This is a genomic window from Amedibacillus sp. YH-ame10, from assembly GCF_053848885.1.
Map to the genome: position 1 here is coordinate 96383 of NZ_JBSPFA010000001.1, position 26687 is coordinate 123069.

General features: G+C 34.8%; 26 protein-coding genes, 1 tRNA gene and 1 pseudogene. 2 read left to right on the forward strand and 26 right to left on the reverse strand.

The genetic code is table 11. The annotated features are described in order from the left end of the window. Positions 1-38: 38 nt before the first annotated feature. The 18 genes and pseudogenes from ACWG42_RS00490 to ACWG42_RS00575 all read right to left on the reverse strand — a co-directional run bounded on the left by ACWG42_RS00490 (position 39) and on the right by ACWG42_RS00575 (position 15875). Entirely contained in the window at positions 39-1223 is a 1185-nt protein-coding gene (locus ACWG42_RS00490) for a MalY/PatB family protein (RefSeq protein ID WP_455789475.1), read from the reverse strand. Continuing rightward, positions 1213-2298 carry an aminopeptidase P family protein gene (locus tag ACWG42_RS00495; RefSeq protein ID WP_455789476.1) on the reverse strand — a complete coding sequence of 362 codons (1086 nt, stop codon included), beginning with the start codon at positions 2296-2298 and terminating at the stop codon, positions 1213-1215. Before ACWG42_RS00495 ends, ACWG42_RS00490 begins: the two co-directional genes overlap by 11 nt. Positions 2299-2356: 58 nt before the next feature. Next, positions 2357-3745, reverse strand: a complete 1389-nt coding sequence (locus tag ACWG42_RS00500) for a PTS sugar transporter subunit IIC (RefSeq protein ID WP_455789477.1) — start codon at positions 3743-3745, stop codon at positions 2357-2359. Between the two features lie 27 nt (positions 3746-3772). Continuing rightward, the gene (locus ACWG42_RS00505) at positions 3773-4111 is read right to left on the reverse strand and encodes a PTS sugar transporter subunit IIB (protein ID WP_455789478.1); all 339 of its coding nucleotides are present in this window, start codon (positions 4109-4111) and stop codon (positions 3773-3775) included. A gap of 1 nt (position 4112) precedes the next feature. Continuing rightward, positions 4113-4436: a PTS lactose/cellobiose transporter subunit IIA gene (locus tag ACWG42_RS00510; RefSeq protein WP_455789479.1), complete on the reverse strand. Its 324-nt coding sequence runs from the start codon at positions 4434-4436 to the stop codon at positions 4113-4115. Continuing rightward, positions 4433-5485, reverse strand: coding sequence for an aminopeptidase (gene ypdE, locus ACWG42_RS00515; protein WP_455789480.1), 1053 nt, complete (start codon positions 5483-5485; stop codon positions 4433-4435). The genes ACWG42_RS00510 and ypdE overlap by 4 nt, the downstream gene beginning before the upstream one ends. A gap of 11 nt (positions 5486-5496) precedes the next feature. Further along, a complete protein-coding gene (locus ACWG42_RS00520) occupies positions 5497-7383 on the reverse strand; it encodes a BglG family transcription antiterminator (RefSeq protein ID WP_455789482.1) in 1887 nt (628 codons plus the stop codon). Between the two features lie 193 nt (positions 7384-7576). Then, entirely contained in the window at positions 7577-8866 is a 1290-nt protein-coding gene (locus ACWG42_RS00525; RefSeq protein WP_455789483.1) for a patatin-like phospholipase family protein, read from the reverse strand. Further along, the gene (locus ACWG42_RS00530; RefSeq protein WP_455789485.1) at positions 8863-9417 is read right to left on the reverse strand and encodes a glycerol-3-phosphate responsive antiterminator; all 555 of its coding nucleotides are present in this window, start codon (positions 9415-9417) and stop codon (positions 8863-8865) included. The genes ACWG42_RS00525 and ACWG42_RS00530 overlap by 4 nt, the downstream gene beginning before the upstream one ends. A gap of 1 nt (position 9418) precedes the next feature. After that, positions 9419-9784, reverse strand: a complete 366-nt coding sequence (locus tag ACWG42_RS00535) for a DUF1667 domain-containing protein (RefSeq protein ID WP_455789486.1) — start codon at positions 9782-9784, stop codon at positions 9419-9421. Then, on the reverse strand, positions 9781-11031 hold the full coding sequence (locus ACWG42_RS00540) for an NAD(P)/FAD-dependent oxidoreductase (RefSeq protein WP_455789487.1): 1251 nt from the start codon (positions 11029-11031) through the stop codon (positions 9781-9783). The genes ACWG42_RS00535 and ACWG42_RS00540 overlap by 4 nt, the downstream gene beginning before the upstream one ends. Then, positions 11031-12455 (reverse strand): FAD-dependent oxidoreductase, encoded by a 1425-nt coding sequence (locus ACWG42_RS00545; protein WP_455789488.1) that lies wholly within the window; start codon positions 12453-12455, stop codon positions 11031-11033. The genes ACWG42_RS00540 and ACWG42_RS00545 overlap by 1 nt, the downstream gene beginning before the upstream one ends. Before the next feature lie 186 nt (positions 12456-12641). Continuing rightward, a complete protein-coding gene (locus ACWG42_RS00550; protein ID WP_455789489.1) occupies positions 12642-13079 on the reverse strand; it encodes a MarR family winged helix-turn-helix transcriptional regulator in 438 nt (145 codons plus the stop codon). A gap of 85 nt (positions 13080-13164) precedes the next feature. Next, a complete protein-coding gene (locus tag ACWG42_RS00555; protein ID WP_455789624.1) occupies positions 13165-13368 on the reverse strand; it encodes a Rho termination factor N-terminal domain-containing protein in 204 nt (67 codons plus the stop codon). Then, positions 13363-13716 (reverse strand): annotated as a pseudogene (rplT, locus tag ACWG42_RS00560) (50S ribosomal protein L20); the annotation flags it as partial. The pseudogene rplT and the gene ACWG42_RS00555, both read right to left, overlap by 6 nt. 14 nt (positions 13717-13730) lie before the next feature. Further along, on the reverse strand, positions 13731-13925 hold the full coding sequence (rpmI, locus tag ACWG42_RS00565) for a 50S ribosomal protein L35 (protein WP_455789490.1): 195 nt from the start codon (positions 13923-13925) through the stop codon (positions 13731-13733). Positions 13926-13953: 28 nt separating this feature from the next. Continuing rightward, positions 13954-14505: a translation initiation factor IF-3 gene (gene infC / locus ACWG42_RS00570; protein WP_455789625.1), complete on the reverse strand. Its 552-nt coding sequence runs from the start codon at positions 14503-14505 to the stop codon at positions 13954-13956. Between the two features lie 188 nt (positions 14506-14693). Next, positions 14694-15875 (reverse strand): DUF6348 family protein, encoded by a 1182-nt coding sequence (locus ACWG42_RS00575; RefSeq protein WP_455789491.1) that lies wholly within the window; start codon positions 15873-15875, stop codon positions 14694-14696. Between the two features lie 131 nt (positions 15876-16006). Here ACWG42_RS00575 and ACWG42_RS00580 point away from each other — a divergent pair. Then, positions 16007-16082, forward strand: a tRNA-Lys gene (locus ACWG42_RS00580). A 387-nt stretch (positions 16083-16469) separates the two neighbouring features. Here the strand turns inward: ACWG42_RS00580 and ACWG42_RS00585 are convergent. The 4 genes from ACWG42_RS00585 to rimO all read right to left on the reverse strand — a co-directional run bounded on the left by ACWG42_RS00585 (position 16470) and on the right by rimO (position 19974). Next, positions 16470-17498, reverse strand: coding sequence for a GH25 family lysozyme (locus ACWG42_RS00585; RefSeq protein ID WP_455789493.1), 1029 nt, complete (start codon positions 17496-17498; stop codon positions 16470-16472). A gap of 89 nt (positions 17499-17587) precedes the next feature. Beyond that, complete coding sequence (locus ACWG42_RS00590; RefSeq protein WP_455789494.1) at positions 17588-18079, reverse strand: GNAT family N-acetyltransferase; 492 nt, start codon at positions 18077-18079, stop codon at positions 17588-17590. A 123-nt stretch (positions 18080-18202) separates the two neighbouring features. Then, the gene (locus ACWG42_RS00595) at positions 18203-18679 is read right to left on the reverse strand and encodes a DNA-deoxyinosine glycosylase (protein ID WP_455789496.1); all 477 of its coding nucleotides are present in this window, start codon (positions 18677-18679) and stop codon (positions 18203-18205) included. After that, on the reverse strand, positions 18673-19974 hold the full coding sequence (rimO, locus tag ACWG42_RS00600; RefSeq protein ID WP_455789497.1) for a 30S ribosomal protein S12 methylthiotransferase RimO: 1302 nt from the start codon (positions 19972-19974) through the stop codon (positions 18673-18675). The genes ACWG42_RS00595 and rimO overlap by 7 nt, the downstream gene beginning before the upstream one ends. A gap of 122 nt (positions 19975-20096) precedes the next feature. Between rimO and ACWG42_RS00605 the strand changes: the two genes are divergently transcribed. Next, entirely contained in the window at positions 20097-21347 is a 1251-nt protein-coding gene (locus tag ACWG42_RS00605; protein WP_455789498.1) for a hypothetical protein, read from the forward strand. 35 nt (positions 21348-21382) lie between these two features. Here the strand turns inward: ACWG42_RS00605 and ACWG42_RS00610 are convergent, their stop codons facing one another. The 4 genes from ACWG42_RS00610 to ACWG42_RS00625 form a co-directional block, all read right to left on the reverse strand. Continuing rightward, the gene (locus ACWG42_RS00610) at positions 21383-22312 is read right to left on the reverse strand and encodes a 3'-5' exoribonuclease YhaM family protein (RefSeq protein WP_455789499.1); all 930 of its coding nucleotides are present in this window, start codon (positions 22310-22312) and stop codon (positions 21383-21385) included. Further along, positions 22302-24287, reverse strand: coding sequence for a glycosyltransferase (locus ACWG42_RS00615; protein ID WP_455789500.1), 1986 nt, complete (start codon positions 24285-24287; stop codon positions 22302-22304). Before ACWG42_RS00615 ends, ACWG42_RS00610 begins: the two co-directional genes overlap by 11 nt. Then, the gene (locus ACWG42_RS00620) at positions 24284-25372 is read right to left on the reverse strand and encodes a lysylphosphatidylglycerol synthase transmembrane domain-containing protein (protein WP_455789501.1); all 1089 of its coding nucleotides are present in this window, start codon (positions 25370-25372) and stop codon (positions 24284-24286) included. Before ACWG42_RS00620 ends, ACWG42_RS00615 begins: the two co-directional genes overlap by 4 nt. Positions 25373-25522: 150 nt before the next feature. After that, entirely contained in the window at positions 25523-26602 is a 1080-nt protein-coding gene (locus ACWG42_RS00625; protein ID WP_455789502.1) for a glycosyltransferase family 4 protein, read from the reverse strand. Positions 26603-26687: the final 85 nt, after the last annotated feature.

The following is a 26687-nucleotide window of genomic DNA, read 5'->3' on the forward strand; positions in this document are numbered from 1 at the left end:
AAAAAGAAGATCGCCATGATCTTCTTTTTATATAGGGTTTATTTCCACGTTTTATAAGTTTCTTCCATGCGGCGTAAAGCTTCTTGTAAGATTGCTTTTTGAGTACCTACATTCAAACGTACCCATCCATATCCATCTTTTACAAAGTAGCTACCAACGACCATTGATACATTTGCTTTGATGAAGAAGTTCCTCATCTCATCTTCATCTTTAAATACTTCACGCATATCAATCCACGCTAAGAAAGAAGAGTCAGCTTTCATAACCTTTGCGTTTGGCATATGTTGCGCAAACCATGCATATAAAATTTCAAAGTTTTCATGAATGTACTGAGATAATTCATCTAACCAATCTTCTGATTCATTGTAAGCTGCAACGATTGCAGGTATTGCAAATACGTGTGGACTAGTTACATAAACACGTTGTAAATACTTCCATAAACGTTCCCGTATATCATTGTTTTCTATCATAACATAGGAAGATTTTAAACCACCTAAGTTGAATCCTTTGTTAGGCGATACACACATAATGGAATGATGGATGCTTTCTGGATCTGCCTTCCATAACGTAGTGAATGCCTCTTTATTGAATAATACATCACGATGAATTTCATCACATACCAACAATACGTTATGTTTGATACAAAGTTGTGATACTTTATGCAATTCTTCTTTTGTCCAAATTCGTCCACTTGGATTTTGAGGAGAACAAAAGATAAACAATTTTACTTGTTCTTCAATCATTTGTTTTTCCATCGTTTCAAAGTCTAAATAATAACGCATATTTTCTAGTTTTAAGGAATTGCATACAAGACGACAATCCCCACGTTCTACTGCTTCCGCAAATGGATCGTAGGCAGGTGTATTGATCATGACAGCATCCCCTGGTTGACAAAAACATTGCACAATATAATGTAATGTTCCACACGTTCCAAAGGTCAATTTCACCCATTCTTTTTCAATATCCACATGATAGCGACGTTTGTTCCAATGAATCAATGCATCATAGTATTCATCATATGTATACGTATATCCATAGTCACCCAATTCTGCACGTTCTACCATCGCTTTTTTGATAGCCGGAGCACATTCAAAATCTAAATCAGCTAAGTCCATTGGAATTGCGTCTTCATTCAATCCAAATTTATTCTTTAGGATGCCATTATCCCATTTTCTACACTTTGATAATTTGCGATTGATTTGATGATCGAAATCATACTTCATATGATTTCACCTCCAAACAAATTAATTCTTTTGGGGTATGATTTAAAGCTACCCCTTTTCCATTTACAATAAGCACATCATCTTCGATACGTACTCCACCAACACCTGGTACATAAATACCTGGTTCACAAGACATAATCATCCCATTTTCTAGCACAGTATCACTAACTTGATTTAGTATAGGAAGTTCTCCATCTCCCATACCCATACCATGTCCAAGTCCGTGTGTGAAGTATTCACCATACCCTGCCTCACTAATAATTCCACGTACATGTGCATCTACTTCTTTTCCAGTAACACCTGCTTTGATAAAGTCTACTCCAGCACATTGTGCTTTTAAGACGATATCATATATCTCTTTTACTTTTGGTTCTGGTGTACCAATACAAATGGTACGTGTCATATCGGATTGATAGCCTTGGTATGTAATCCCAAAATCAATGGTGATAAATTCATGTTCTTGGAAGGTTTTATCCGTTGGACGACCATGTGGCATAGAACCTCTTGTACCACTAGCGACAATGGTATCAAATGCCATTGCACTTGCGCCATTTTTGATGGCCAGATATTGTAATAATGCGGATAATTCATATTCTTTCATCCCCACTTTTACCGTTGATATAGCTTCCATAAAGATACGATCTGTAATCTCACATGCCTTTTTAACAAGAGCGATTTCTTCTTCATCTTTTATTTTTCTAGCAACTTCTAATTCGTTTTCTAATAATACAAGTTGAAAACCAATTTCGTTTAGTTTTACATATTCTTTTACTAAGGTTTGTGATGCCTCGATCGCCAGCTTTCCGTTAGCACCAATGATGTTCTTGATTTCTGCTAGATTGCTGCTTCCTTGTTGAAAAACAATATTTTTAAATCCAGTTGTTGAAGCTTGTGCTTCATTCATATAGCGACCATCCATGATTTGATATACCTGTTCTTTCGTAACCAAAACACTAACTCCACTACCCACTAATGCGCCTAAATAACGTTTGTTGGATTTGCTTTTCACAAGGATGGCATCCACTTCTTTATCGATGAGAATCTGACGTACTGCCTGTATTCTATTTTCTTTCATAATCTTACCTCACATATAGAAGCACTCTGAACCTATCAGAGTGCTTTATTTTCTTTATTTAGAAATCCAGATCCATATCATTCAAGAGAGCATCATCATCACTTGAGAAGATATTCTTAACTGGTCCATTAGCGTTTGGTGCAGCACCTTCACCTTCGGCCGCGATACGTGCTTCTTCTTCACGTAATTCCTGACGTTCCATAATCTTAAAGAACGGCCAGTATAACAGAATTGCTAGTACTAATTGTAATCCATTCCAAATTAGAATTTTCCAATCACCATTCGTTAAGAATGCCTCTAGGAATACCCCTACATATGGAGGATCGAATACTGGTTTTGCTAACCAACCATAATGCATCGCAAACATTGGAAGTGTACCGATGATGGCTCCACCAAATACGAATGGAATGAACATGATTGGGTTTAGAATAATTGGTGCGCCAAATAGAATTGGTTCATTGATACCGAATAAAGATGGGAATAATGACACTTTACCAATCTTTTTATAACGCTGAGATTTTGACATCATACAAGCAACAACACAACCAATCGTAATACCAGCTCCTGTAAATCCAAAGAATGCACTGGATGTACCTGCTGTATAGAAGTGTGGAATTGGCTGATGAGCTGCACTAGCAGCGATGTTTTCAGCGATGAATGTTAACATAATTGGACGAGTGATTGGTCCAAATACAGAAGAGTGAATACCAAAGAAGAAAATCAAACAAATACAGAAGTTTAAGAATAACACACTCCAAGGATTGTCCATAGAACCAACAAGTGGAGATAAGAACTGTGTTAAAATCTGTGGAGGAAGTACTCCAAATACCTCAATTGATGCCCAACGAATAAGAATAAATACAGCTGCGACAAGAATGGTTGTTGGAATTAATTCGAATGATTTTGAAACGAAATCAGGAACACCCTCAGGCATACGAATCGTTAAGTTTTTTACTTTACAGAAGCGATATACTTCAACAGCAAGCATACCTACTAACATTGCACAGAACAAACCTTTTGCTCCAAAGTTTGAAATAGAAATACCACCTTCTACATTTTCTGCCGCAACGAATAAGAATGCGAATGTAGATAATGTAATACAACCTGGAATGTATAGCTTATAGTGATTCCCCAAATTATAAGCGATACACATAACCACGTATACACTCATCATTCCAATCGATAACGTAACAGGTAATCCTAGCAATTCTTCATTGGCAATGATGAAATCACACATTGGTCCAAAGAAGTTACGTACTCCCTCTGCTGGAATCTTTTCAATCATGTTTGGTAAAGCTGGAATGATTGCGAAGAAACTACCTAGAATTGTAAATGGTGTCATCGCAACCATAGATGCCTTTACGGCACTTAAATGTCTTTGTTTATCTACTTTATGCGCTAATGGCATTAAGTACTTGTTCATAAAACCTTCAAATATAGCGAACATAATGCTCTCCTTTCATATACTATTCTTTTATTTTGCGTTTTGTAATTGATGTTTCTTGTATGTTACTAAAGCAAGTTTTAATACAGTAGCTCCATCCATTGAACCATATACATCTTTATCGATTACCGTATATGGAATGTTTTTTGGTTCACAGATAGCCGCAATGAAATCTGTTTTGTGAGATACTTGTGGTCCAACCAATACGATATCCCAGTTATCGATTTCTGATTCTAATGAATCTGCAGGAATAGCAGTGAAATCGAAATCTTCTTCCTTCAATTTTTCACTATCCTTAATTACCTTTTTCATGTTTTGCATCAACATATTTGTGGAGAATCCTCCAGCACAGCATAATAAGATTTTCATTTTATTTTCCTCCTTCTTTTGCTTCAAATACTTCTACTAATGCTTCTATCACATCACGAGCTAGCTGCGCAGTCATGTAATGATCTTGTGCATGTACCATCAACAGACTAATTGGTGTCTTATCTGCATCAGGATCCATTTCAGATTGAATCAATTTTGTTTGAATCTTGTGTGCTTCTAAATCGATCTTACGAGATTCTTCTAAAAGCTCTTTTGCCCCAGCATAATCGCCTTCTTTTACTTTCTTTAATGCAGCAAAAGCTTTTCCCTTACTGTCCCCAGCGGTTGATATAATACCAACGATTTGCATTTCTAACTCTGTCATTTTCCTTTTCCTCCTAGAAATTGAATGCTATCTTCATATGTTTTATCATCGAAATTTTTGATAATTTCTACAAAAATTTCAATGGCATCCTCGATGTCTTGTTTATGTGCAATGGAAAATGCACAATGTCCATAACGTACTGGCAAACAACTTACAACGGTTGGTTTTCCATCACGACTCTTATGAACTTCTCCTCCATCCGTTCCTCCAGCATTGAACATATCCAACTGTAATGGTTTATGTAATTTCTTTGCTGTATCACGAACTAAGGATACTAGTTTTCGATTTGGTGCAAGTGTACGATCGAAATTTGTTTGCATCATACCCTTTCCAATCTGACGTTGATTGGTATGATTTCGTACAAACTCATCATTGAAACAAGCAACATCAATTGGGAATACGACATCTGGATTTACTTTGTATACTGCTGTTTTTGCACCACGTATTCCAACTTCTTCACTTGATGTACCTACCATATAAACTGTATTTGGATGATCGATGTCTTTTAAACGTTTTAAGACTTCTCCAAAGATGTAACACCCTAAGCGATCATCGAATGCTTTTCCAGTTACAATGCCTTGTATATCCATCTCTTCAAAGGACGTTGTATAGGTTACCATATCTCCTACCTGAATTCCTAAATCGTATACGTCCTGTGCGCTTTGAGCACCTAAATCTACATACATTTTTTCTGCACGTCCATCCACATAAGACGATTGGATAATTCCATGAATTTTTTTACCATCTTCTGTTGTGATACGTACTCGTTGCATGAACTGTGCGAGTGGTTTTACTCCCCCGACACTCATCAACATAACTTGCCCTTGTTCACTAATGCTACGAACAATAAAGCCAACTTCATCAATATGTGCACAAATCATAATCTTAGGACCTTTGTTTCCTTTTTTGAAAATGATACTACCCATATTGTCACTATCTACTTCATCTGCATAATCACGCAATTCATTAAGTAATACATCACGTACTTCTTGTTCATTGGACGCAATTCCATCCGCATTGGATAATGCTTCTAAAAATTTTATATTCATAAGTTCCTCCTTTAAAAGTCTAACTTACTTATATTCTTCATAAAGTCTTCATAAGATGAAGAATTACGAATCTTATCAACGAGTCGTTCATCCTGCATTACTTCAAAGAGAACTCTCGATATATTTTGATGTATTTCCAAGTTCCCCTTTTGCAAGTTTACTAAGAAGATAACTTTCACTACCTTATTTTCTTCTTTTAAATCGTGTTTCACGATTCCTACAGCCAACATATTATGATCAGAACACATTTCAATTGGATGTGGAATCGCAATTCCATTGCTATACACCGTAGACAATACGTCTTCTCTTTGCAATACATATTCGCTATACCCTGCTTGTGCATAACCATTCAACACTAGCGAAGATGACATTGTTTTGATAATCTCTTTATAACTTCCTTCATCTAACATCCAGAAAGCATCTTTGCGAAATAAAGAATGAAAGGTGTCTAACTTCAGTTCTTTCTTCCTTTCAATGCCACAGAATTCAAACATATGTTTTATTTTTTGAATATCTTCATCGTTTAGCAATTCTTTAATGAGTACCACTGGGACATTGAAGCTATCTTGAAGTTCTTTTATGGTGAAGATGATATCTGGTGAATATCGATGTAAATCTTCCATTTCCATGAAAGAGAACGTAGCGACATCGGCATCACTAAACAAGGATTCAATTTTTAATTTAATGAGGAAGGCACTTCCTCCTCCAGAGGAACAAACAATAGCAATTTTATTAAAAGAGCGAAGTTTATTGCGATATTCTTTTTCCATATGCGCTGCGAAATGCGTAGCGATAAATCCAATTTCATCTTGTGTAGCCTTTACTTTGTAACGACTCTCTAGCATATTTGCGAACTTAATGGAGATATTAAATATCTCTGGATATTTCGCGCTAATCTCTTGTACCAAAGGATTATCGAAAGAAATACTTTGATGCAAACGATCCACCAATAAGGATACATGGGCAAACAAACTTTGTATAAAATCACGATCTTTTAGAAATGCAGTTTCATATTGTGCATCCGCTTCTTCTAAGAATTTCAAGATATCTTCTTTTAATTCATCATCATAATTTAAGGTCACTGTTTTAGGTTTGGTTTTCATACGCAAGTATTCTGCGATATCCGCAACTTCCCCACGATTGATATCAAGACTACTAATACGTTCTATTTCCTCTTTTAAGCTCATGGCAATATCAATATATTGCGAATTATTAAGCGATACTTGTTCATCATTTACAAATCCATTTTTACATAACGCAATTGTAATTTTTAAATAACGATCCAGTTTCATCATCTCTGCGTAATTGGTACTAAGATCATAAGTACGTAATAGTTCAATCAATTTCTTATCGATCAACTTCATTTTTTCTTTATCAATAAGTTCATCGATTTTTTCTTCCACATAGTCATCTTGATCCATCAAATCCATCAATAAGGCTTTGCGGTTATGATAATCGCCTTCCACACAGATTCCAAAATGTGCTTTGCGATTCAAACATAATTCATATTGTGCTAATCGCTCTTCTACTTTGTTCATATCGAGTTTGATCATGGATCTGCTAATTTGTAAGTCATCTGCTAAATCATCTTGTTTTTGATAAGATGGTTGTGATAACAATCGAGTCAAAATCACAAGGATTCGATCTTTGATAGGACTTGTTTGAATATCTTCATCTTGTAGAAAATCAAGCAACTTTTCTTTATCTACAATTTTTAAATAATATCCTTCTTTACGCTTCAATAATATTTCAAATCCATTTTTCTTTGAGATTCGGGTTAAATACTTTATATCATTACTAATGGTTCTCGCACTTACTTGATAACGTTGCGCAAAGTAATCCAAGCTACAATATGCTTTGCTATCCATTAAATCTCTTACAATATTCTTTTCTCTCATAGTTCCTCCTTTCTGTCTATGTGTAAGCGTTAACAGCTTTACATTGACAGTATACATTGATATTGAAAAATCGAAAAGATTAACAATTTCCATTAAAACATGAAATCATTATCTATATATTTGACATGATTGTATGTACTGCATTCGCAACAATAGATTAGAAAAAGGATACAAAGAGTATCCTTCCTCTAATCTATTCAAATTGAAATCCTTGTTTTATTGCATATAATGCATATGCTTTTAAGAAAGCGTCGGGAAACATTGCACATAACAATTCTGTTTCGCGACTTTGATCACTGGTTGCTTTTGTTACATAATGGTAAATGTAACTTAACAATCCTTGAGAAGATTCTCCTTTTAAGCTTTCCAATGATTCTTTAATACCAAGTTTACTATGTTCATCTCGATGAAAAGTAGTAACGTTATGATCTGCGATTTGTAAGACTTCTTCAACGAGTTCATTGAAGTTTCTTATTTCTAAATCATCAATTTCAAAATCAAACGCGATACGCTCTATTAGTGCTAAAAACGGATGTTCATAGGTTTGATAATCTTCCAACGCATGTTTGATTTCATGATCTACCACTTTCTTCGTTAGTAGTTTCATTTTATCTCTAACCAAAATAACATCTATGTTAAAGAATGCATCTTCCATCTTATCTTCAAAATCTGAAATACATTCTGTTTCCGTAAGAGGAAATGTATAAATGTATCCCCAATATTTACCAAACGCTTTCATCGCATCTTGATAACCTAATTTCATATTACGCTCAATGCGATCTTTTTCAAACAATAGAAAGCTTCCTAATGGTACATAAGGTTCAATATAAATCGTATCTGGTTGTGGTTTGTGTACTTGATATTTCCCAATACTCTTTAAATCCACCGCAACAATTTCTTCAGCACCCATAGCACGTGCCAATTCAATTGGTACATTATCATGATATCCACCATCGATGAATTTTTCATCGTTAATGATTTTCATAGGAAATGCTGGGAAACAAGAAGCACTTGCGATAATATAATCTACTACATCTATTTCACTCATATCTTTTTTTAACATAGGTTGTGCACAGTGTTTTGAAAAATTAACAGTCATACAACCATAATCCAATTTGCTTTCAAAAAACTTCTTAGGATCGTACATATTTTTTACAATTTCTACAAACGGAGATATATCTGCCCCTTTATGATGCAGATAACTTGATAAAAAATCGATATACTTTCCTTTTTGTGACATGATAAGTTCGATATCCATATCCATATTAACACCATTGACCATGACATCTTCTACACTTAAATGTTCCCATAACTGTAGTGCTTTTTCATAATCATTTTGTACAACAAGCACTCCAATAAGTGCACCAATACTTGTACCAGTGACAATATCAAACTTCATGTCCAATTCATTTAAAGCTTTCCAAACACCTATTTCATAGGCCCCCTTGCTACCGCCGCCCCCTAGTACCAATGCCTTTTTCATACGTCTTCCTCCATATCACATAAGGTTAATGAACTTGTTGTAATCGCAGACATACCACTTTGAAGGCAAGTAGCCACATCTTCTTTGGTTTTGATAAGACCACCTGCAATCAGTGGTACATCACAATACTTTTGCATCATAGCTTTCGCATTAGGAATAATTCCAGGGAGTATTTCTACATAATCTGGTTTTAATGTTTCTGCCAACTGTGCACTCTTTAGTAAAGAGCGAGAATCGATAAGAAACACCCTTAAAATAGAAACCGCATGATTCGCTTTTGCGGCTTCGATTGCTTTAGGTTTTGTAGATATAATTCCATCTGCTCGTAACTTTTGACACATATATTGTGTTCCAAAGGTATCATTTTGGACTCCTTTAATCAAGTCCATGTGTACAATCCCCTTTTTATCATGTGCATGTAATTTCATAAAGAGTTCTTCCATAAAGTTGATATGAAAATCCATAAGAATACACCAACAATGTTTTCCAACTAAGAACTTTTCAAATGTTTTCCAATCCGATATCACAGGGATTATCTTTTGATCAATCAAGTTATTTCCTCATTTCCATTGATCTAGAAGCTAGTAAATCCGCACCACTATCCGCGATATTTTTCACAAGAATATCACCTACTTGAATAGGAGCTTTCACCTCTAGTGTTTTGCATACATTCATTATATCAAAAATTTTACTTTTTGGGATATTTTGTGAACTAATAACTGGCAATAATGGATGTAAACCATCATGAATTCTTACGGTAGTGGTAATCATTCGCATAGGACAGCTTAATTCGCTAATCGCAAATGCTTTTCCTCTTGGACAAGTATTCCCCGTAACAGAAACAACTTCTTCATTATCAAGCTCAATTTCTAAATGACAACTCATCGGACATACGATGCAATCAAGTTCTTTTCTCATAATTCATTCACCTCCACGCTTACTTCTTGGGTTAACGTTCCTAAATCTTCTTTCTTCACTTTGATACGTTCCATTTCTGCTGGCAATAAGTATCTTTTCTTAATCGTTTTAATAATGCGTTCTCCATCTTTTATAACTACCTCTACATGCTTACAAGGAAGTGTTGGTCGAAAACAAATTGTGATATCTTTTTGAGGCGTGGATGATACATATTGAGGCATTACATAAGATACACCTTGTTTTGCGATACAACGAATATCACGACTTCCTCGTACTTGATGAAGAATATCATTGGCGGCACTCTCTCCTGCTTCACTTGCCTCCATACTTACATAATCCACGATGTCATGCACATGCAAAGCATTTCCACATGCATAAACATGAGGAATATTGGTTTCAAAGTATTCATTTACAACAGCACCTTTGGTTCTTGCGTCTAATGTAATTCCTGCACTTACTCCAAGTTCATTCTCTGGAATCAATCCAACGGATAACAATAAGGTATCTACTTCAAAGGTTTTCTCTGTTCCTTTCATAGGACGTTTTTGTTCATCTACTTCTGCAATTACAATACGTTCCACATGATCTTTCCCTTGAATATCCACCACTGTATGAGATAGATATAAAGGTATATCGTAATCCTTTAAACACTGTACGATATTTCTTGTTAAACCATTGCTATAAGGCATGATTTCCGCAACACCAACTACATTTGCTCCCTCTAGTGTCATTCTTCTTGCCATGATCAAACCAATATCACCACTTCCAAGTATAAACACTTTCTTTCCTACACGAATATTTTCAAGGTTTAAATAACGTTGCGCACTTCCTGCTGTATATACTCCTGGAAGTCGCTTTCCTGGAATTTGTATTGCTCCACGATTTCTTTCATAACATCCACTCGCAAATACAATACTCTTTGCTTGTACCCACACATATCCTTCTTCATCATTTACATATAATACTTCTCGATCTTCGTGTACTTCTAAAACAGTCGTATTAATTTTATAGGCAATACCTTCTTTTTCTACTTGTTCCATATAACGTTGCGCATACATCGGTCCACTTAATTCTTCTTTAAATACTTGCAAACCAAATCCATTATGAATACATTGTTGTAAGATACCACCCAATTCTTCACTGCGTTCTAAAATTAAAATATCTTGAATCCCCATTTCTCTTGCCTTTAATGCAGCGCTCATACCTGCACTACCCCCACCAATGACTACCATATCGTATCGTTTCATTATCTTACCCCCTTGCTTACTTCAAAGTAAGTTTCACCATCATATGGGACTTCCTCTAATGGAATATTTAATTCTCTAGCTAATATTCTTGCGACTTCTATTTCACAAAATCCACCCTGACATTTCCCCATGCCTGGACGCACACGTTTCTTAACTCCTTTGATGCTACGTGCGCCACAAGGACGATGTATACAATCCACAACTTCTTGTTCACTAATTTCTTCACAACGACAAATGATATGTCCAAATGCTTTATTATGTTTAATAAGTTCTTGTTTCTCAGTAAGAGATTTATCCTGCATGCGTTCTTGTACCATACGATGCTGATACTTTGCTTTACGTTTTAATTCCATGGCAGGAAAAACGAATTCATTCACCACATATTCTCCAATGGCTGGTGCACTCGCAAGGCCTGGTGAATCAATGCATGCACAATGAACAATCTGTTTGCTAGTTTTTGAATACTCACAAAAGAAATCATTATCATTTCCTGTTGGACGAAGTCCACTATACGTATGAATTACTTCTTGATAAGGAACATTCGTTAATGTCTTTGCTAGTTTTTCTTTTACACTTGCTAGTCCTTCACTTGTTGTAGAAGTATCTTCATCCATCTCTAATTCACTATTAGGACCTAATAAAGTATTCCCATGAACAGTAGGAATTGCCAAAACCCCTTTTCCTACTTTTGTAGGTACTGGATATATAATTTCATTTACAAATCCCTTTGCACGTTTGGATAATATGAAGTATTGCCCTCTCTTTGGTGTAATGTGAAACAATGGATTTTCTTCGATCATTTCCATCACTCTTTGTGCACCAATACCCGCAGCATTGATCAACATATCCACTTGATATGTTCCTTTTGTAGTCGTAACACATATCACATTGTCTTCTTTCTTTACATCAATGACTTCTTCACCTAGTTTGATATCACAAGCATTCGACAAGCATTCATCCAACAAAGCATTGCACACTTCCCATGGTGTAATCACTGCTGTACTTGGAACATCCATTGCTTTTGTGACCGCTTCTGAAATATTAGGTTCTCGTTGTAAAATCTCCTGACGAGTCAAATAGGTTACATCGATATTTCTTCGTACTGCTCTTTGATACAACGTTTCCAATTCTTTTTCTTCCTCTTCTCCACAAGCCGCAACAATCGCACCACATTTTACATAATCTACATGAAGCTGTTTACAAATGGATGGATACATATCCGCTCCTCTTTTGTTCAATCTTCCCTTCAGTGTTCCTTCTTCTGGGTCATACCCCGCATGTACAATAGCACTATTTGCGGCACTCACTTCTTCACAGATATCGTGATGTTTTTCAACAATCGTAACATGCACATCATACTGTGACAACTCATGGGCTATAAAACTTCCTATAATGCCCGATCCAATAACCATAATCTCTTTCATATTTATCCTCCTAACAACACAAAAAAAACGAGATACCAAAAAATGATTTCCTCATCTGATACTCGTTTTCTCTATCAACTATTAACTTTTATGAATTTATTATAGCATCTACTTCATGAATTGAAAAGTCAAAGTTTCGCATTTTACAAAATTCAACATAAAAAAGATCCAAACCAAAGTCAGGATCTAATATTTTGATTTAAAGAATTCCATTATATTACGAAGAGATTGTATAAGTTCTTGTTCTTTATCAAGTTCAAGTTCATTTAACAACTTCTCAATCATCTCATCATGAAAACGACTATGTTCTTCAAGTACATGATTTGCTTTATCCGTAAGTTGTAAACGTACGATACGTTTATCTTTTTCATCCTTTAAGCGTTCTACATATCCTTTTTTTACTAGCTTTGAAGTAGAAACTGTCAACGTTCCTTGTGTTACCATCAAACGTTTCGCAATTGCTGACATCATTTTTGATTCGCTTTTTTCTATATTTTCTAGAATATGTACTTCTGTCATAGATAATGTTACACCATGATCACGTAGATTTTTTTCTTCTATCAATAAGATATGGTTAAATAAATCTACTAAAAGCTCATTTAATGTATGACGTGTATTCAACATGTTTTCTCCTCCTTTACTAAGGATATTTCTATATTGTCTTATCTTCAAGAAAAAGCACCTGTAAGGTGCTTTTCATATGTTTGAATTATTTGCTTAATGCTTCAATTAATTCAGCTTTTTTCATTGTAGAAAAACCTTCTACATTTTTTTCTTTTGCAAGATCGCGTAATTCAGCAACTTTTAAAGAAGCTAAATCTGTTGTTTCAGTTTTTGCTACTGCTTTTTCAGCTTTTACTTCTTCCTTAGCAACTGGAGCTTCTACTGCAGCTACAGCTTTAGGATTAGCGATTGCTTTTTTTGCAGTTTCAACGATTGCAGTGAATCCTGCAGCATCATGAATTGCAATTTCAGCTAACATCTTACGGTTGATTGTAACGTTCGCTAATTTTAAACCATGCATTAATTTAGAATATGAAATATCGTTCATTCTAGCTGCAGCGTTGATACGTGCAATCCACAATTTACGCATATTACGTTTTAAATCTTTACGGTCATTGTATGCATATTTGAATGAATGCATAACTTGCTCATGAGCAGTTTTATATAAAATATGTTTAGCTCCAAAATAACCTTTTGCTAATTTTAATACTTTTTTTCTTCTCTGACGTGTTGTATATCCACCTTTAACTCTTGGCATTGTTTATTCCTCCTCTATTTCACTAACATCTGTTTGATACGTTTGAAATCTGTATCATGTACAGTGCTAGACTTTCTTAAGTGACGTTTCTGTTTTGTTGTTTTCCCATGGAAACGGTGAGAAGTATAAGCATGACTTCTTTTTAATTTTCCTGAACCAGTCTTTTTAACACGTTTTGCTAGTCCACTATGTGATTTCATTTTTGGCATTAGTAGTACCTCCTCTTATTAATGTTAACTATTTTTTCTTTGGTGCCAATACGCAAGACATTGTATTACCTTCAAGAAGAGGTCTCTTCTCAACGTTCGCAATATCTGCTATTTCTTCAGTGAAGCTATTCATAATTTTTTTACCAACTTCAAGTCTTGTAATTAAACGTCCTCTAAAACGCATATCTACTTTAACCTTCATTCCGTCTTCGATCCATTTACGTGCATGACGCATTTTTGTATCAAAGTCGTGTTTATCAATAACTGGTGATAAACGAATTGGCTTCACCTCCGTAACCTGCTGATTACGTTTCGCTTCTTTTGCCTTTTTCTGTTGCTCAAAACGATACTTTCCATAATCAAGCACCTTACATACAGGTGGAATCGCTTTAGGCGCAACACATAACAAATCAAGTTCTTGATTGTATGCAATTTCTAAAGCTTCACGACGCATCTTAACACCAAGCTTATCTCCGTTTGCGTCAATAACCATAACTTCTTTAAACTTGATTTTTTCATTGACTAAGTCGTCGTTTACATTGTTAGGAATAACTTTCTTATTTATAATAGACACCTCCATTTGCTGCCATAAGAAAAGCGGGTACACATTATGCACCCGCTCAATAACCATACTCATAATTTCTTTACGATATGATGTAGCTTTTACCTATGCCTTAAGACATCAGGTGAGAAGGGGTGCTTCTAACTTTCCACTAACTTTTCTGCTTATTAATGATAACACACCTTTATATACTCGTCAATCTTTTTTTATTTAAGTTTATAATTGGAAGGAATACGTATCCCAATTCCTGGCAACAACAATTCTTCCATTTGATTTCCTTGTGCTAATGCTTGCTGAATTGCCTTTGCATTTGCACTATACTGAAGCACGTTTTCAATCACATCTCGTGATAACATCTCATTGTTTAAATGTTCAAACACACAATCTTTTACCAATTCATAACTAGAGACCTGATCTTTATGAACTTCTTTTGTTTCTTCCCCTTTTCGCACCAAATAAACTGCATCTTTAAACTCCACCTTTGCATAAGCATACATACAATAGAATTCAGGAATCATAGAAAATATTTCATACGCTAGGGATTCATCATTACATTGTTTCAACAATTGCTTCCGAATAGCTTTATATTCTTCCACTGATTTGCACTTATCAAAACTATGGATTGCTTGTAGTATCACTTGTTTTATATCCACAACTTCTTCTATAAATGGCTGTGCTTGTTCATCTACTTTCATTAATAAAATCCCTTGTTTTTCCGTATGGTATGCATCCAAACAATTCCACTCTTCTGCATACGCAATCATTTTCTCACTCAGTGCACTAATCTCTTTCCCATTGATTTTCACTTCGCAAATAACATTATCTTTATTCTTTGAGGCAAAAGTGCGAATCCAATACACTTTATCATCGCGAACATACCCCAACAAATCTTCTCTTAACATATCCCAGAAGTCACCTTCTAAGACGCCTTCACGTCGTCCCACACCATTGATTTCGCTTCGATAAAGCGCATATTCATCTTGAACAACACGTTCCTTATGCATAATAGTACCTGGTGTTAACGCTTCTATATAAAGGGCTAATATATGTTCATAGAAACTTTGTGCAGCATTATGTATAGCATTTACCAACGTATCTCCACTTGCCGCAACAGATTCTACAATAGGTTCTTGTAACCATTCATGATGAAGTTGATATACAATCTGCGCAACATTGTCTTGTAAAGAAGCGACATCTGCATATACATAGATATCATAGTCTTCTATGATAAAAGCATCCTTACGAACCTGTCCATTGCAAAGGGGTACAAGTGAAGTCAATGCCAAAATATCATTATTCTCTAACGATTCCTCATCGTTACGTTGTTTATTTTTTCGAAATAACACAAGCATCTTCCTCTCCATACGATATGTTTTATTATACAACATTTCTCCCTATCTTTCTAGGTTTCCACTCGCAAACCACAACATCACATATTCCAAATGATTGCCTTTTTTTATAAAATTGTCTTGTTTTTTTTTATATATTTGATATAATAACCTAGCAAGTAAAAAGATATGACTTCTTAGCTCAGCTGGCAGAGCAACTGACTCTTAATCAGTGGGTCCAGGGTTCGATTCCCTGAGAGGTCACCATGAAAAAAATAACCTTTGAATAGAAATTCTTATTCGAAGGTTTTTTCATATAAAAAAGCATCCTCTAGGATAAGAGTGATACTAGTATTGCTTATCTATTTAAAATCATCTGTTTCATGATGTCTCTCCAATGTTTACAATAAGCTTTATCGCAGTATTTATGTTCTATACTGCACATACATTTCTGTTTTTGTGTATCTTTCTTCATATTTCACTCTCCTTTCCACACATGAAATACACCTATCGGTGTTCATAATACATATAATTATATGAGTTAATACGTTTACGAATTCAATATTTCAGTTTTTATAGTATAACATAAAACCACAAAAAAAGCGAACATAGTAAAACGTTCCCATTTCAACGAGTAGAAACAGGAACGCTTTTTTATCTTGGAATCCTTATTTTCTGCCCGCTATAGATTAGGCTTGGATTTGCGATTCCATTGTATTGTGCTAATGCTTGATACGTGGTTCCATAATTTGCCGCAATACCACTCAATGTATCTCCTGATTTTACAATATAAACTATATCGCCACTTCCTCCTGGTACACTCTTCTCATCATCAATGACTTGATCATTTGCCCATCCAGTTCCATGATTGATAAGATATGGATGCTCTGCCCCAACGATTACTTTGGTAATGACACCTTCTTTGATTGCTAGAGCGGATTTGGGATACCAATTCCCTCCATTGCTCTGTGTCCATAATCCAGTGTAAGTAACTGGTGTTCCTACAGCATATTTAGGGGTTGGGGATGGAGTTGGTGGTGTAGGATCTACGGTTGGAGTTCCATACCCATTTAATCCTTGTTCCTTGATAATCACTGGATAATCATAATAGGCGTAATCCATATCCAATCGTCCATTATGGCCTGGTATAGAACCATCACTTGTATACTGCCACATTCCATAAGGTAATGAATAGCTATTAGTACTTGCCCACTGTGCAACCCATTTATCAAAGCGATCCAATCTACTTGAATTTATACGATTGGTTAACCAATCAAGATTCGCATAAATCCCTGCATAAAATCCTGCTTGTTCCAAAGCATCACAGGTGTAGTAACAAGTCTCTACATTCATTTCATTACTAACATTCAAACTCGCTTTCCATCCATCCGCATCCTCCATATCAATATAACATGGATACAATGGTTTACATGACTTGCACAGCCCAATAAATCCATCTGCTTCTACTTTCATTTCCTCTTTATTGCTTACATAAGAATAGTGATACAATCCATAAGGAATCCCTAAACGATCACATTCCTTCACATTGCGTCGAAATTGTTTATCTTCTACAAAGTGTCCCCAACTAGAACGAATGATCACAAATGATAAACCCTGTGCTTTCATATTCTCCCAATTGATAACGCCATTGTGTTCAGATACATCAATCCCTCGTATTGGCATACATATTCCTCCTTCCCTCACATACTACGTGGTGATTGCAATATGGTATATGTCTTTGTGTACGTGAAAGAAAAAAGCACTTGCGTGCTCTATAAATCTAATTGAAGAATATAATCATCCATAATAAAGCCATTGCCAATGTCGCTTTCTACAGAATCAACGACATAGAAGTTCTTTGCTTTATAAACATCTAAACTGTGAGTATTGTATTTATTACAAGTTAAATAGATTGCTTTTTTGTGATGTTCTTTCGCAAAAGCAATGGCTTGTTTTAACATTGCAGAAGATAATCCTTTTCCACGACTTTCTTTTTGTAAATATAGTTTACTCAAGAATAAACGCTCTTCCTCTAACTTTACACCACAATATCCAATTAAGGTTTGCTCTTCATACGCTAGAAAATAGGTATAGTTTTCCTCTTCTATCGCATGCTTAATTGCTTTATAGCTTTGAAACTTCTCCACCATATATTCAATTTGTTCTAGTGTAATTATATTGATAAAATATTCATGCCAAATTTCATTCGCCTTTTGCGCAAGTTCTTTTAATTGTTCATCCGTTTTACACATGATAATTTCCATAAAGTACCTCCATATTTTCTTTTTATTATAGGACGAGACTTCGAAAATGTCTACGAAAATATAGAATCAATTAAAAATAAATATGCAAAAGGAAGTCCTTTCTCAAGAACTTCCCTTATCGTTTTATAGGTTATGTAGGGCGTCTACCCATTTTTGAATCAATGCTTCTTCTTTTAAACTTCGATTGGCATTGCTTGTACTTGGTACATATATATAAGAAACTTGTAAGTGAGAAAAATATTTCTGATACAAATCATAACTCTTCTTCCCATTACATAGAACCGTTGTGATTTGTGGATATTGTTTTAACAGTGCTTCGATATCATTTACAACAACATTTCGAATGGCGCTATCTAAACTCCCCTCTCGCTCACAACTACCAATCACATCCCACAATATCAAATGTTGTGTTTGGATGATGTTCTTCTTTTCTTCATAGGTGTCTATCGGCATACCATAACATACATGCATGATGTTCCAAAAGCGATTATGTTTAAATCCATAGTATTCTTGTTTATCAAGTGAGGTTACACTTGGCATAGAGCCTAGAATTAACGCTTTTGGCTCCTTTGACAAAATTGGATCTAACCCTTTTAACAAACTTCTTCTCCTATGAGATCATGTGGAAGAGCGCTAGTTATGTTTACATTTACAAAGCTACCAAATGGTATGTAGCGTTCACTTTTAAACATAACAATCCCATCGACTTCATCTGGTGCACTACTAGCACCTCTTCCGCGATACATTCCAGTCAATCCCTCTTGATCTTCCACCAATACTTCGATTGTTTTTCCAATCATCGCTTTTTGATTTTCATAAGATATTTCTTCTTGACGTTTCATCAAATGCGCAAGACGTGTTTCTTTTTCTTCTTCACTCACATCTTGTTTCATTTCAAAAGCAGGTGTATCTTCTTCTGGCGAATACGTAAATGCGCCCATACGATCCCAATGTACATCTTCTACAAATCCCATCAACTCATCAAAGTCTTCTTTCGTTTCTGTTGGAAATCCAATAATAAACGTTGTACGCAGTGTCGCTTGTGCAAATGTAGCACGAATCTTTTTCACAAGGGATAGTACTTCTTCCTTACTACCTCTACGATTCATTGCTTCCAACATACGATTGTTCGCATGTTGCATAGGAATATCGAAATATGGTAAGACTTTTGGTAATTTCGCCATTCCCTCTATCAACTCTTCATCAATTTCATCTGGATACATATATAATATACGAATCCAATGAAACCCTTCGATTTCATGAACCTTCTGTAAAAGATCTAACAAGGAGCGTTTCTCATATAAATCCACACCATACTTTGTAGTATCTTGTGCAATTAAAACAAGTTCTTTTACACCACGCTTCGCAAGTTCTTTTGCCTCTATGACCAATTGTTCCATAGGAAAGCTTACATTCCCTCCACGAATCAAAGGAATTGCACAATAGGTACAACGATTGCTACATCCTTCTGCTATCTTTAAGTATGCACTCCAAGGTTTTGAAGAAACTTTGCGTTCGCATTTATCATAGCTAATCAAATCTTTTCCATTTAATAATTCCCCTAATATCTCATGAAGATGAGGGTACTCTTTAATACTAATCACCGCATCAATTTCAGGTATCTCTTGTTGTAGAGTATCTTTATAGCGCTGCGCTAAACACCCTACCACAATTAACTTCTTACAATTTTGCTGTTTATATTCTGCCATTTTAAAGATTGTGTTAATTGCTTCTTCTTTTGCAGAATTGATAAACCCGCATGTATTGATAATAATCGCCTCTGCTTCTTGTGCATTGGCAACCAATTCATGTTGTCCACTCGTAATCATGCCCATCATTTTTTCACTGTCCACTAGGTTTTTACTACATCCTAATGATATAAATCCTATTTTCATAATTCAACACCTCGCTAATAATATAACATGAAACAAATCTTACATCAAAGGAAATAACGAATTTATAGTTTGTCACATTCTGGATATGATATAATAAATAATATTTATAAAGGAGGGAATTCATGTATAAACCTATTCACATAGAAGATGAGATCAAACAACATATATCAATCGTACTAAAATATTACAGGAGTTTTCAAAAAATAAAACAAAGTGATTTTATTTTATATAATAATGCTTCTGTATGTTCAGCCGATACCTATAGTCGTATTGAAAATGGAAAAGTAATCAAACGAAATTCGATCTATACTTATCTTTTATATCAAATTGATGCGACTTATGAATGTTTCCCTTCCTTTTGGAACAATGAACTTCCTAAGTTTCAACAACTCGTCCGTGCTTTGACTATGTATCATATGGAAGACTATCGTAACCTATGCGAACAAATCAAATCTGACTTACAAGGTTCTAAAGACTTTCTCGCAAGAGAAATCTATAGCTTTTTAGATATTTCTCTTCAATATTTTGACACACGTGAAATGCTTAAACGCGATATATTTGAAAAATATAGAGAGATTTATACAATATTTCCAAATCCATTACAAGAAATTATAAAGACAATGCTGTATCAAAATGCCTTCTATCATCAAAGGAATATTACTTTATGTAAAAAAATCTTTTATGAAATGCATATGGAAGAATCTACATCCCCTTTCGTACGCATTGACCAATGCCGTCAATATTTCTTTGAAGAACGTTATTTAGATTCTCATGCCATTGCCTTGCGGTTGGAAGAACTTTTCATTAAAGAAAAGAATTACCAACGCTTATTGGATATTTATGAAGTTCTATTGTTGTTGTATCGCAAAGTCCAAACCAACGATACCATTCGTGTATATTTACTTAAATTCTTTCAATTGATTCAAGAACATTCTGAAAATTTCCATCCTACAAAACAAAAACAAGGTTTACTCATCGCAGGAATCATGCATTATTATCAAAACGATGTAGAAGAAGCGTATGCATGTTTCTCGCATTTAATTACACTTGATAAAGCATATTATCTCCCTGCCGCATTGTTTATGAATATTGTTGTAAAACAAGGTCCATATGAAGGTGCTCAAATGTTAGAACCAATTAAAAACAAAGAAAGTTATCCTTCTTATATTGTTTCTTTCTATCAATACTTTATCGATCGCCATCAAAACTGTACCAATGAATATTTAGAGAATTTACTTGTTAAACAAGTACTTCCTTATTGTAGTCCTTCTGATATGTTGTATTGGGAACCTTTAAAGGAAGAATTATTATCGCTCATAAAAGATACAAAGCATTACTATATTAAAAAGAAATTAATGGAGAATAGTGATTAAAAAGATAGTTCCTAGTGATAAGAACTATCTTTTTATTAGAGCTTTGATTTATAAAAGTTTCTATTTTCAAGCGCAAAGACACGCTGTGTGAACTCTCCTGGTTCTACTGTTTTTAATGCTTTTTCCATAGTATTCATACGTGCATCAATGTTATCTAATAAATGTAATATTTCAGCTTCTGGAATCATTGGAAGTACTGGAGAACCATATTCATATACCCCATGATGAGATAAAATCATATGTTTCAATAACGTAACTTCTTCTCCTTCAATACCTAATGTTTTTGCCAAATGATCAAGTTCCGCTTGCATCATAGAAATATGCCCAAGTAGTTTTCCCTCAGTCGTATATTCTGTAATGATTGCCCCACTTAATTCATGAAGTTTTCCAATATCATGTAGGAATACCCCACCATACAACACATCTTGATGTAACAATGGATATTGGCTACATACTTGTTTTGCCAAATCCAACATCCCTAACACATGAGTCGCTAATCCTCCAACAAAATCGTGATGATTTTTTGTAGCGGCAGGATATTCGTAAAAATCTTTTTCATATTTCTTAATTGTTTCTTGTACTAGTGTTTTGATCTTTTCATTTTGTATTGCATCTAGATACGCTTGTACACGTGTTACTAGTTCGTCTTTAGGAACTGGTCCTTCTTGTGCGTATTCTTTAATATCTTGTGTATCTTGTTCAAGAATATCTGCTTTTTGCACACGGAACTGTAATTGCTTTTGATGAGAGATAACATCTCCCTCGACTTCCACAATGAGTCCTGGCTTATAACTGTATAAAATTTCTTCACTTACGTTCCAATACTTCGCATCGATTGTGCCTGTATTGTCTTGCATAGTAAAGGATAAATAAGGTGCTCCTTTATTGGTAACTCCACGTCCTACATGAATGAGTAGAACACTGACTTTGCCTTTGAATCCATCTTGTAATTCATTAATTTTCATTGTGGTCATTCCACTCCATTTCATTTAATTTATCATTGATATCTGCTGTATTAAATCCTTTACGCATACAATGTGCTAATATACGTCCACGCAATTCTCTACCCGCATATTTGCGCATATAGCTTCGCATTGCTTTTTGGATTGTCTTATCCAAAGCTTCACTATCGTCTTCTTCATCCAATCGTAAGGTATCTCCTGTCGTCTTCGCTATATCACTATCGAATCCTAAGTTGATTAACTTTTGAATGATGGTTTGTTTTTTCATTTTGCTGGATTTATCTTTGATTGTCATTAATAATTTCTCTGCCATTTTCACAGCTTTTTCGCGTTCTTCATCATCTCCGAAATCCGCAAGTGCTTGATCTACTTCTTCCGCAGGAATCCCCTTGTTGATTAAGGTACGACGAATATTTCCCTTACCAGTTAGTGAATACTGCATCTTTTCTATTTTTTGACTCATATATAGAGTATCATTGATATATCCTTTTTCCTCTAACTCATGAATGATTTTATCTTTATCTTCCTCACTCAAGCTTGGATATTTATAGAAGTATTGTTTCATTTCCTTACGTGTATAATCACGCATTCGAAGTCTTCGTATCGCACCACGATACGCTTCCAATAAGATTTCTTTTTGTTCAAACAAAGAAACAGTCATACGATCCAACATCGTATGAACGCGAATCTTATATAAGAAGTAATCATCCAAATCAATCAAAATCTTCTTTGGTTCATCTTCTTTTTCGTTCATAACATAAATACGAACATAATCATCTAATGCTTTGACTTTAATAACTTCATACGCATCCTGAAAATCATCAATTGCTTGATAATATACACTGATTACTTTTGAATAAAATACCTTAGAATCATACTTTGCAATTTTTGAAATTGCTCGTCCATGAAAAGCAAGTTGTTCTTCTTTTGGCAACTTCATAAAGTCCATAAGTTTCTTCGCAAATTCTTGTGGTGATTGAAATAAGAACCCACTATCATTTTCAACCACAAGGTCTTTTAGCACATCATCTGGTCGTGCAAAGACTGGAAGCCCACATGCCAAAGATTCAATATAGGTCATTCCCTGCGTTTCTGTTAAAGATGCCGAAACAAAACAATCTGCACATGCATAATATGCAGGTACTTCTTCTGATAATACTTTATCTGTAAAGATAACTTGTTTTTCTAAGTGATATTTCTTTACCATACCCTTTAAATCTTCTAATTGTGGTCCACCACCAACAATGAATAGTTTAATCTTAGGGTCATCTACATAACGAAATCCTTCAATTGGAATATCAATGCTTTTTTCTTGTGCAATTCTTCCTACAAAGGTGATAACTTTATCATCTTCCGCAATACCATAGCTTTCACGAATCTTTTTTACTTTTTCCATATCAATACGATCTGGATTAAATTTATCAAAATTCAATCCTGTTGGTATTACATAAATAGGTGTTTTCACCCCATATTTCAATAATGTTTCTTTTGTTTTCTCACTGGGAGAAATAACCGCTTGTACATTATCTGAAATCGCACGAGAAAATGTAGAAACTACTTTTTTAGATACTTGATCTACACCTTCAAATTCAAAGCGATTGATATAGTGCGTGTAGTCTTCATACATCGTGTGATAAGTTGATACCACTGGTATATTGAGGTATTTCGCAACGATTCTTGCGAACATCCCTACCCCAAATTCCGTATGCACATGAATCACATCCAAATGCATTTTTCGCACTTCTTCTTTCGCTGAGATATGATATGGAGTAGAAAGCTTATACCCATATAACCATTTTAATTCTAAACCTGGCAAACGTAAAACATTACCTTCTCGTTTCGTGGATAATGCTTTATGATTACATATCACATACACAGTATGTCCATTTTTTTCTAATTCATTTTGTAATGTCACAATGGAGGATACAACCCCATTAATATCTGGTGAATACGTATCTGTAAAAATCCCTATCTTCATGACAACACCTCCTGCTCTGTAATGTCATCATCTAGTTCCTCTGTTTCTGTTCTATATTTTTCATTATTATATTTATGCTTTAGATAGATAAACACACCAGCACCTACAAGCATGACAACATGATAGGTAGAAAAACGCCACAAGATCATAATACCACTTGCACTTGCATAACTTCCTACAAGATAGATAAATAATTTCGTAAAGACAAGTTCTGTTCCTCCACTTGCTCCTGGAATCGGTATAAAGGCATTCACCATCAAGACAAAGCTAGATAAAGCTAGACAGTCTACAAACTTGTCCCATCCTATGGTAACTCCAATCGCATTGGCAATAAAGAATGGCAATACAAATTGTATCGTCATACGAATCACATTTAAAACCACAGTCTTAATAATCATTTTTTTCTCATGCCGCATTTTCTTTATCTCAGTTGTAAAACCTTCTACTTGAATGGTCCAAGTAGACAAAGTCTTTTCTTTATTTTTTACAATATGCAATTTCACTAACAATTCTACTACGATCTGACTTAAACGGACATATAACTTAGGAAATAACGCCATTGTCCAAAGAATCGCAATGACAAACACATTCACAACATACCCAAAAAGAATACCTAAAAACCAACTACCAATAATATCCATATAATGGCTATAACGAAGTGCAAATAATATGGTTACATAAATCATCATTGTAGTTTGATAAACAATAAAATCCGCCCATAAGATTGAAGCACCATCACTATACTTTATTCCTTGTTTCTTAAAAATATACGCTTGAGCAAATTGTCCCCCAGTAGCACTAGGTGTAATTCCACTAAAAAAGATTCCTACCAATCCATTTTGAAATCCTTGTAGATATGTATATTTTTTCCTATTACGTCTGGCAAATACAGTAAGTATCATTCCTATCACCCATGCATAGAGAATCCCCCAACATAAGATGATGGCAAGCCAGTACCATTTTAAATTTGCTATCAAAGCCATTACACTGTGATAATTATCCTTTAGCGCAAACCAAAGAACCAATACGGTAAACCCAAGTATAATGAGCAAATTGAGAGCATAACTTCGAAAAGAATTTTTCATTATGGCACTCCTCATATATATAATCCTATAAAATGACTATATTTCGTTTTCTAACGTAGTTATTATATCACATTCCCTATAGTAAGAAAATGACAATAGTGTAAGCTTTACGAAATCCCCTCGTAAGAGAAAGAACCTCTCACGAGGTTCTTATTTTTTCTTTTCTTTAGGTTTGCGTTTCTTTGCTTGAATCACGCCATCTTCTTGTTCTTCATATACCTTTGTATAGAAATCCTTCCAAATTTGCAATACATTTTCTTTACAATAGAATTCACTGATTTCCTTAGAACGAATTTGACATTCTTCATAACTCTTTTTATCGTTATACAATTTTTCAATTTCTTGTGCGAAGGTATCGTTATCATCTCCACGTTCATACTTTTCAAATAAAATATCACGATATAAATCAAGATCGCGTAACACAAGTGGAATATGTAAGTTTACAGCTTCTAAGATTGCCATTGGAAACAATTCATTATAAGAAGGCATAAACAATACATCTGACATGTTATACATATCGTTCATTTCACTTCTTGGCACAATCCCAGTAAACTTCACATTTGCCGGTGGGTTTTCTACAACTTCACTTAATTCTTCATACCCATCTGTTATCTTTCCAAAGGAGAATCCTCCACACCAAACAAATTGCACTTCAGGAAGTTTCTTCGCAACCTCGATAAAATCCAATACTCCTTTACGCATTTGAACTTGTCCCACACCAATGACCACAAAGGCATCTGGATCAATTTCATACTTCTTACGCAATACATCGCACGCTTCTTTTGGTTTTGGATAAAACTCTTCTTTAGATACATAGTTTGGAATATACACCATTTTATCTCTTGAAATTCCATATTTTTCTAATTCATCCATAAATGTAGGATTTACTACGATTAAGTAATCCGCAGATTTATAAAAACTGATAACATATTTCTTAAAGACAGAAAAAGCTATTTTTGGTAACTGGATACTTCCATCTAATGTATCAGGTAAAAAATGCACGTAACAAACCACTGCATTTTTACTACTTTTCATTTTGATATAGTTCTGTGGATCAACTGTATGCGTATGGATGATATCTGCTTTTTTTATACTATTGATACGCACATCAAACATCTCAGGAGCTCCCTCACTCACAAGTTTGACCTGTTCAAGATAGGCACTACCAACACCCTGTCCCTCAATTTTGTCTGCACTTGATAACATATTGATGGTAATTTTCTTATTCAATTCGATCCCTCCGTTTTTCATGCTTTTTATTCTTTGTGTAAAACACTTATGTAATTATAGCATAACTTACTTAACTAGCATACCC

Coding starts and splice junctions, on each gene's coding strand:
- ACWG42_RS00535 (WP_455789486.1), bottom strand. CDS start 9,784: ATGAGAAAAGAACTTGATTGCATCGTATGTCCGATGAGTTGTCATTTA.
- ACWG42_RS00540 (WP_455789487.1), bottom strand. CDS start 11,031: ATGAAACGATACGATATGGTAGTCATTGGTGGGGGTAGTGCAGGTATG.
- ACWG42_RS00575 (WP_455789491.1), bottom strand. CDS start 15,875: ATGTTGTATAATAAAACATATCGTATGGAGAGGAAGATGCTTGTGTTA.
- ACWG42_RS00520 (WP_455789482.1), bottom strand. CDS start 7,383: ATGAGAGAAAAGAATATTGTAAGAGATTTAATGGATAGCAAAGCATAT.
- ACWG42_RS00610 (WP_455789499.1), bottom strand. CDS start 22,312: ATGAAAATTAATGAATTACAAGATGGATTCAAAGGCAAAGTCAGTGTT.
- ACWG42_RS00550 (WP_455789489.1), bottom strand. CDS start 13,079: ATGTTGAATACACGTCATACATTAAATGAGCTTTTAGTAGATTTATTT.
- ACWG42_RS00585 (WP_455789493.1), bottom strand. CDS start 17,498: ATGCCAATACGAGGGATTGATGTATCTGAACACAATGGCGTTATCAAT.
- infC (WP_455789625.1), bottom strand. CDS start 14,505: ATGGAGGTGTCTATTATAAATAAGAAAGTTATTCCTAACAATGTAAAC.
- ACWG42_RS00545 (WP_455789488.1), bottom strand. CDS start 12,455: ATGAAAGAGATTATGGTTATTGGATCGGGCATTATAGGAAGTTTTATA.
- ACWG42_RS00525 (WP_455789483.1), bottom strand. CDS start 8,866: ATGAAAAAGGCATTGGTACTAGGGGGCGGCGGTAGCAAGGGGGCCTAT.
- rimO (WP_455789497.1), bottom strand. CDS start 19,974: ATGAAAATAGGATTTATATCATTAGGATGTAGTAAAAACCTAGTGGAC.
- ACWG42_RS00495 (WP_455789476.1), bottom strand. CDS start 2,298: ATGAAAGAAAATAGAATACAGGCAGTACGTCAGATTCTCATCGATAAA.
- ACWG42_RS00615 (WP_455789500.1), bottom strand. CDS start 24,287: ATGAAGATAGGGATTTTTACAGATACGTATTCACCAGATATTAATGGG.
- ACWG42_RS00510 (WP_455789479.1), bottom strand. CDS start 4,436: ATGACAGAGTTAGAAATGCAAATCGTTGGTATTATATCAACCGCTGGG.
- ACWG42_RS00590 (WP_455789494.1), bottom strand. CDS start 18,079: ATGGAAATTATCATGTGTAAAACGGATGAACAATTAAAAGAACTTGCG.
- ACWG42_RS00490 (WP_455789475.1), bottom strand. CDS start 1,223: ATGAAGTATGATTTCGATCATCAAATCAATCGCAAATTATCAAAGTGT.
- ACWG42_RS00500 (WP_455789477.1), bottom strand. CDS start 3,745: ATGTTCGCTATATTTGAAGGTTTTATGAACAAGTACTTAATGCCATTA.
- rpmI (WP_455789490.1), bottom strand. CDS start 13,925: ATGCCAAAAATGAAATCACATAGTGGACTAGCAAAACGTGTTAAAAAG.
- ACWG42_RS00620 (WP_455789501.1), bottom strand. CDS start 25,372: ATGAAAAATTCTTTTCGAAGTTATGCTCTCAATTTGCTCATTATACTT.
- ypdE (WP_455789480.1), bottom strand. CDS start 5,485: ATGAATATAAAATTTTTAGAAGCATTATCCAATGCGGATGGAATTGCG.
- ACWG42_RS00605 (WP_455789498.1), top strand. CDS start 20,097: ATGTATAAACCTATTCACATAGAAGATGAGATCAAACAACATATATCA.
- ACWG42_RS00505 (WP_455789478.1), bottom strand. CDS start 4,111: ATGAAAATCTTATTATGCTGTGCTGGAGGATTCTCCACAAATATGTTG.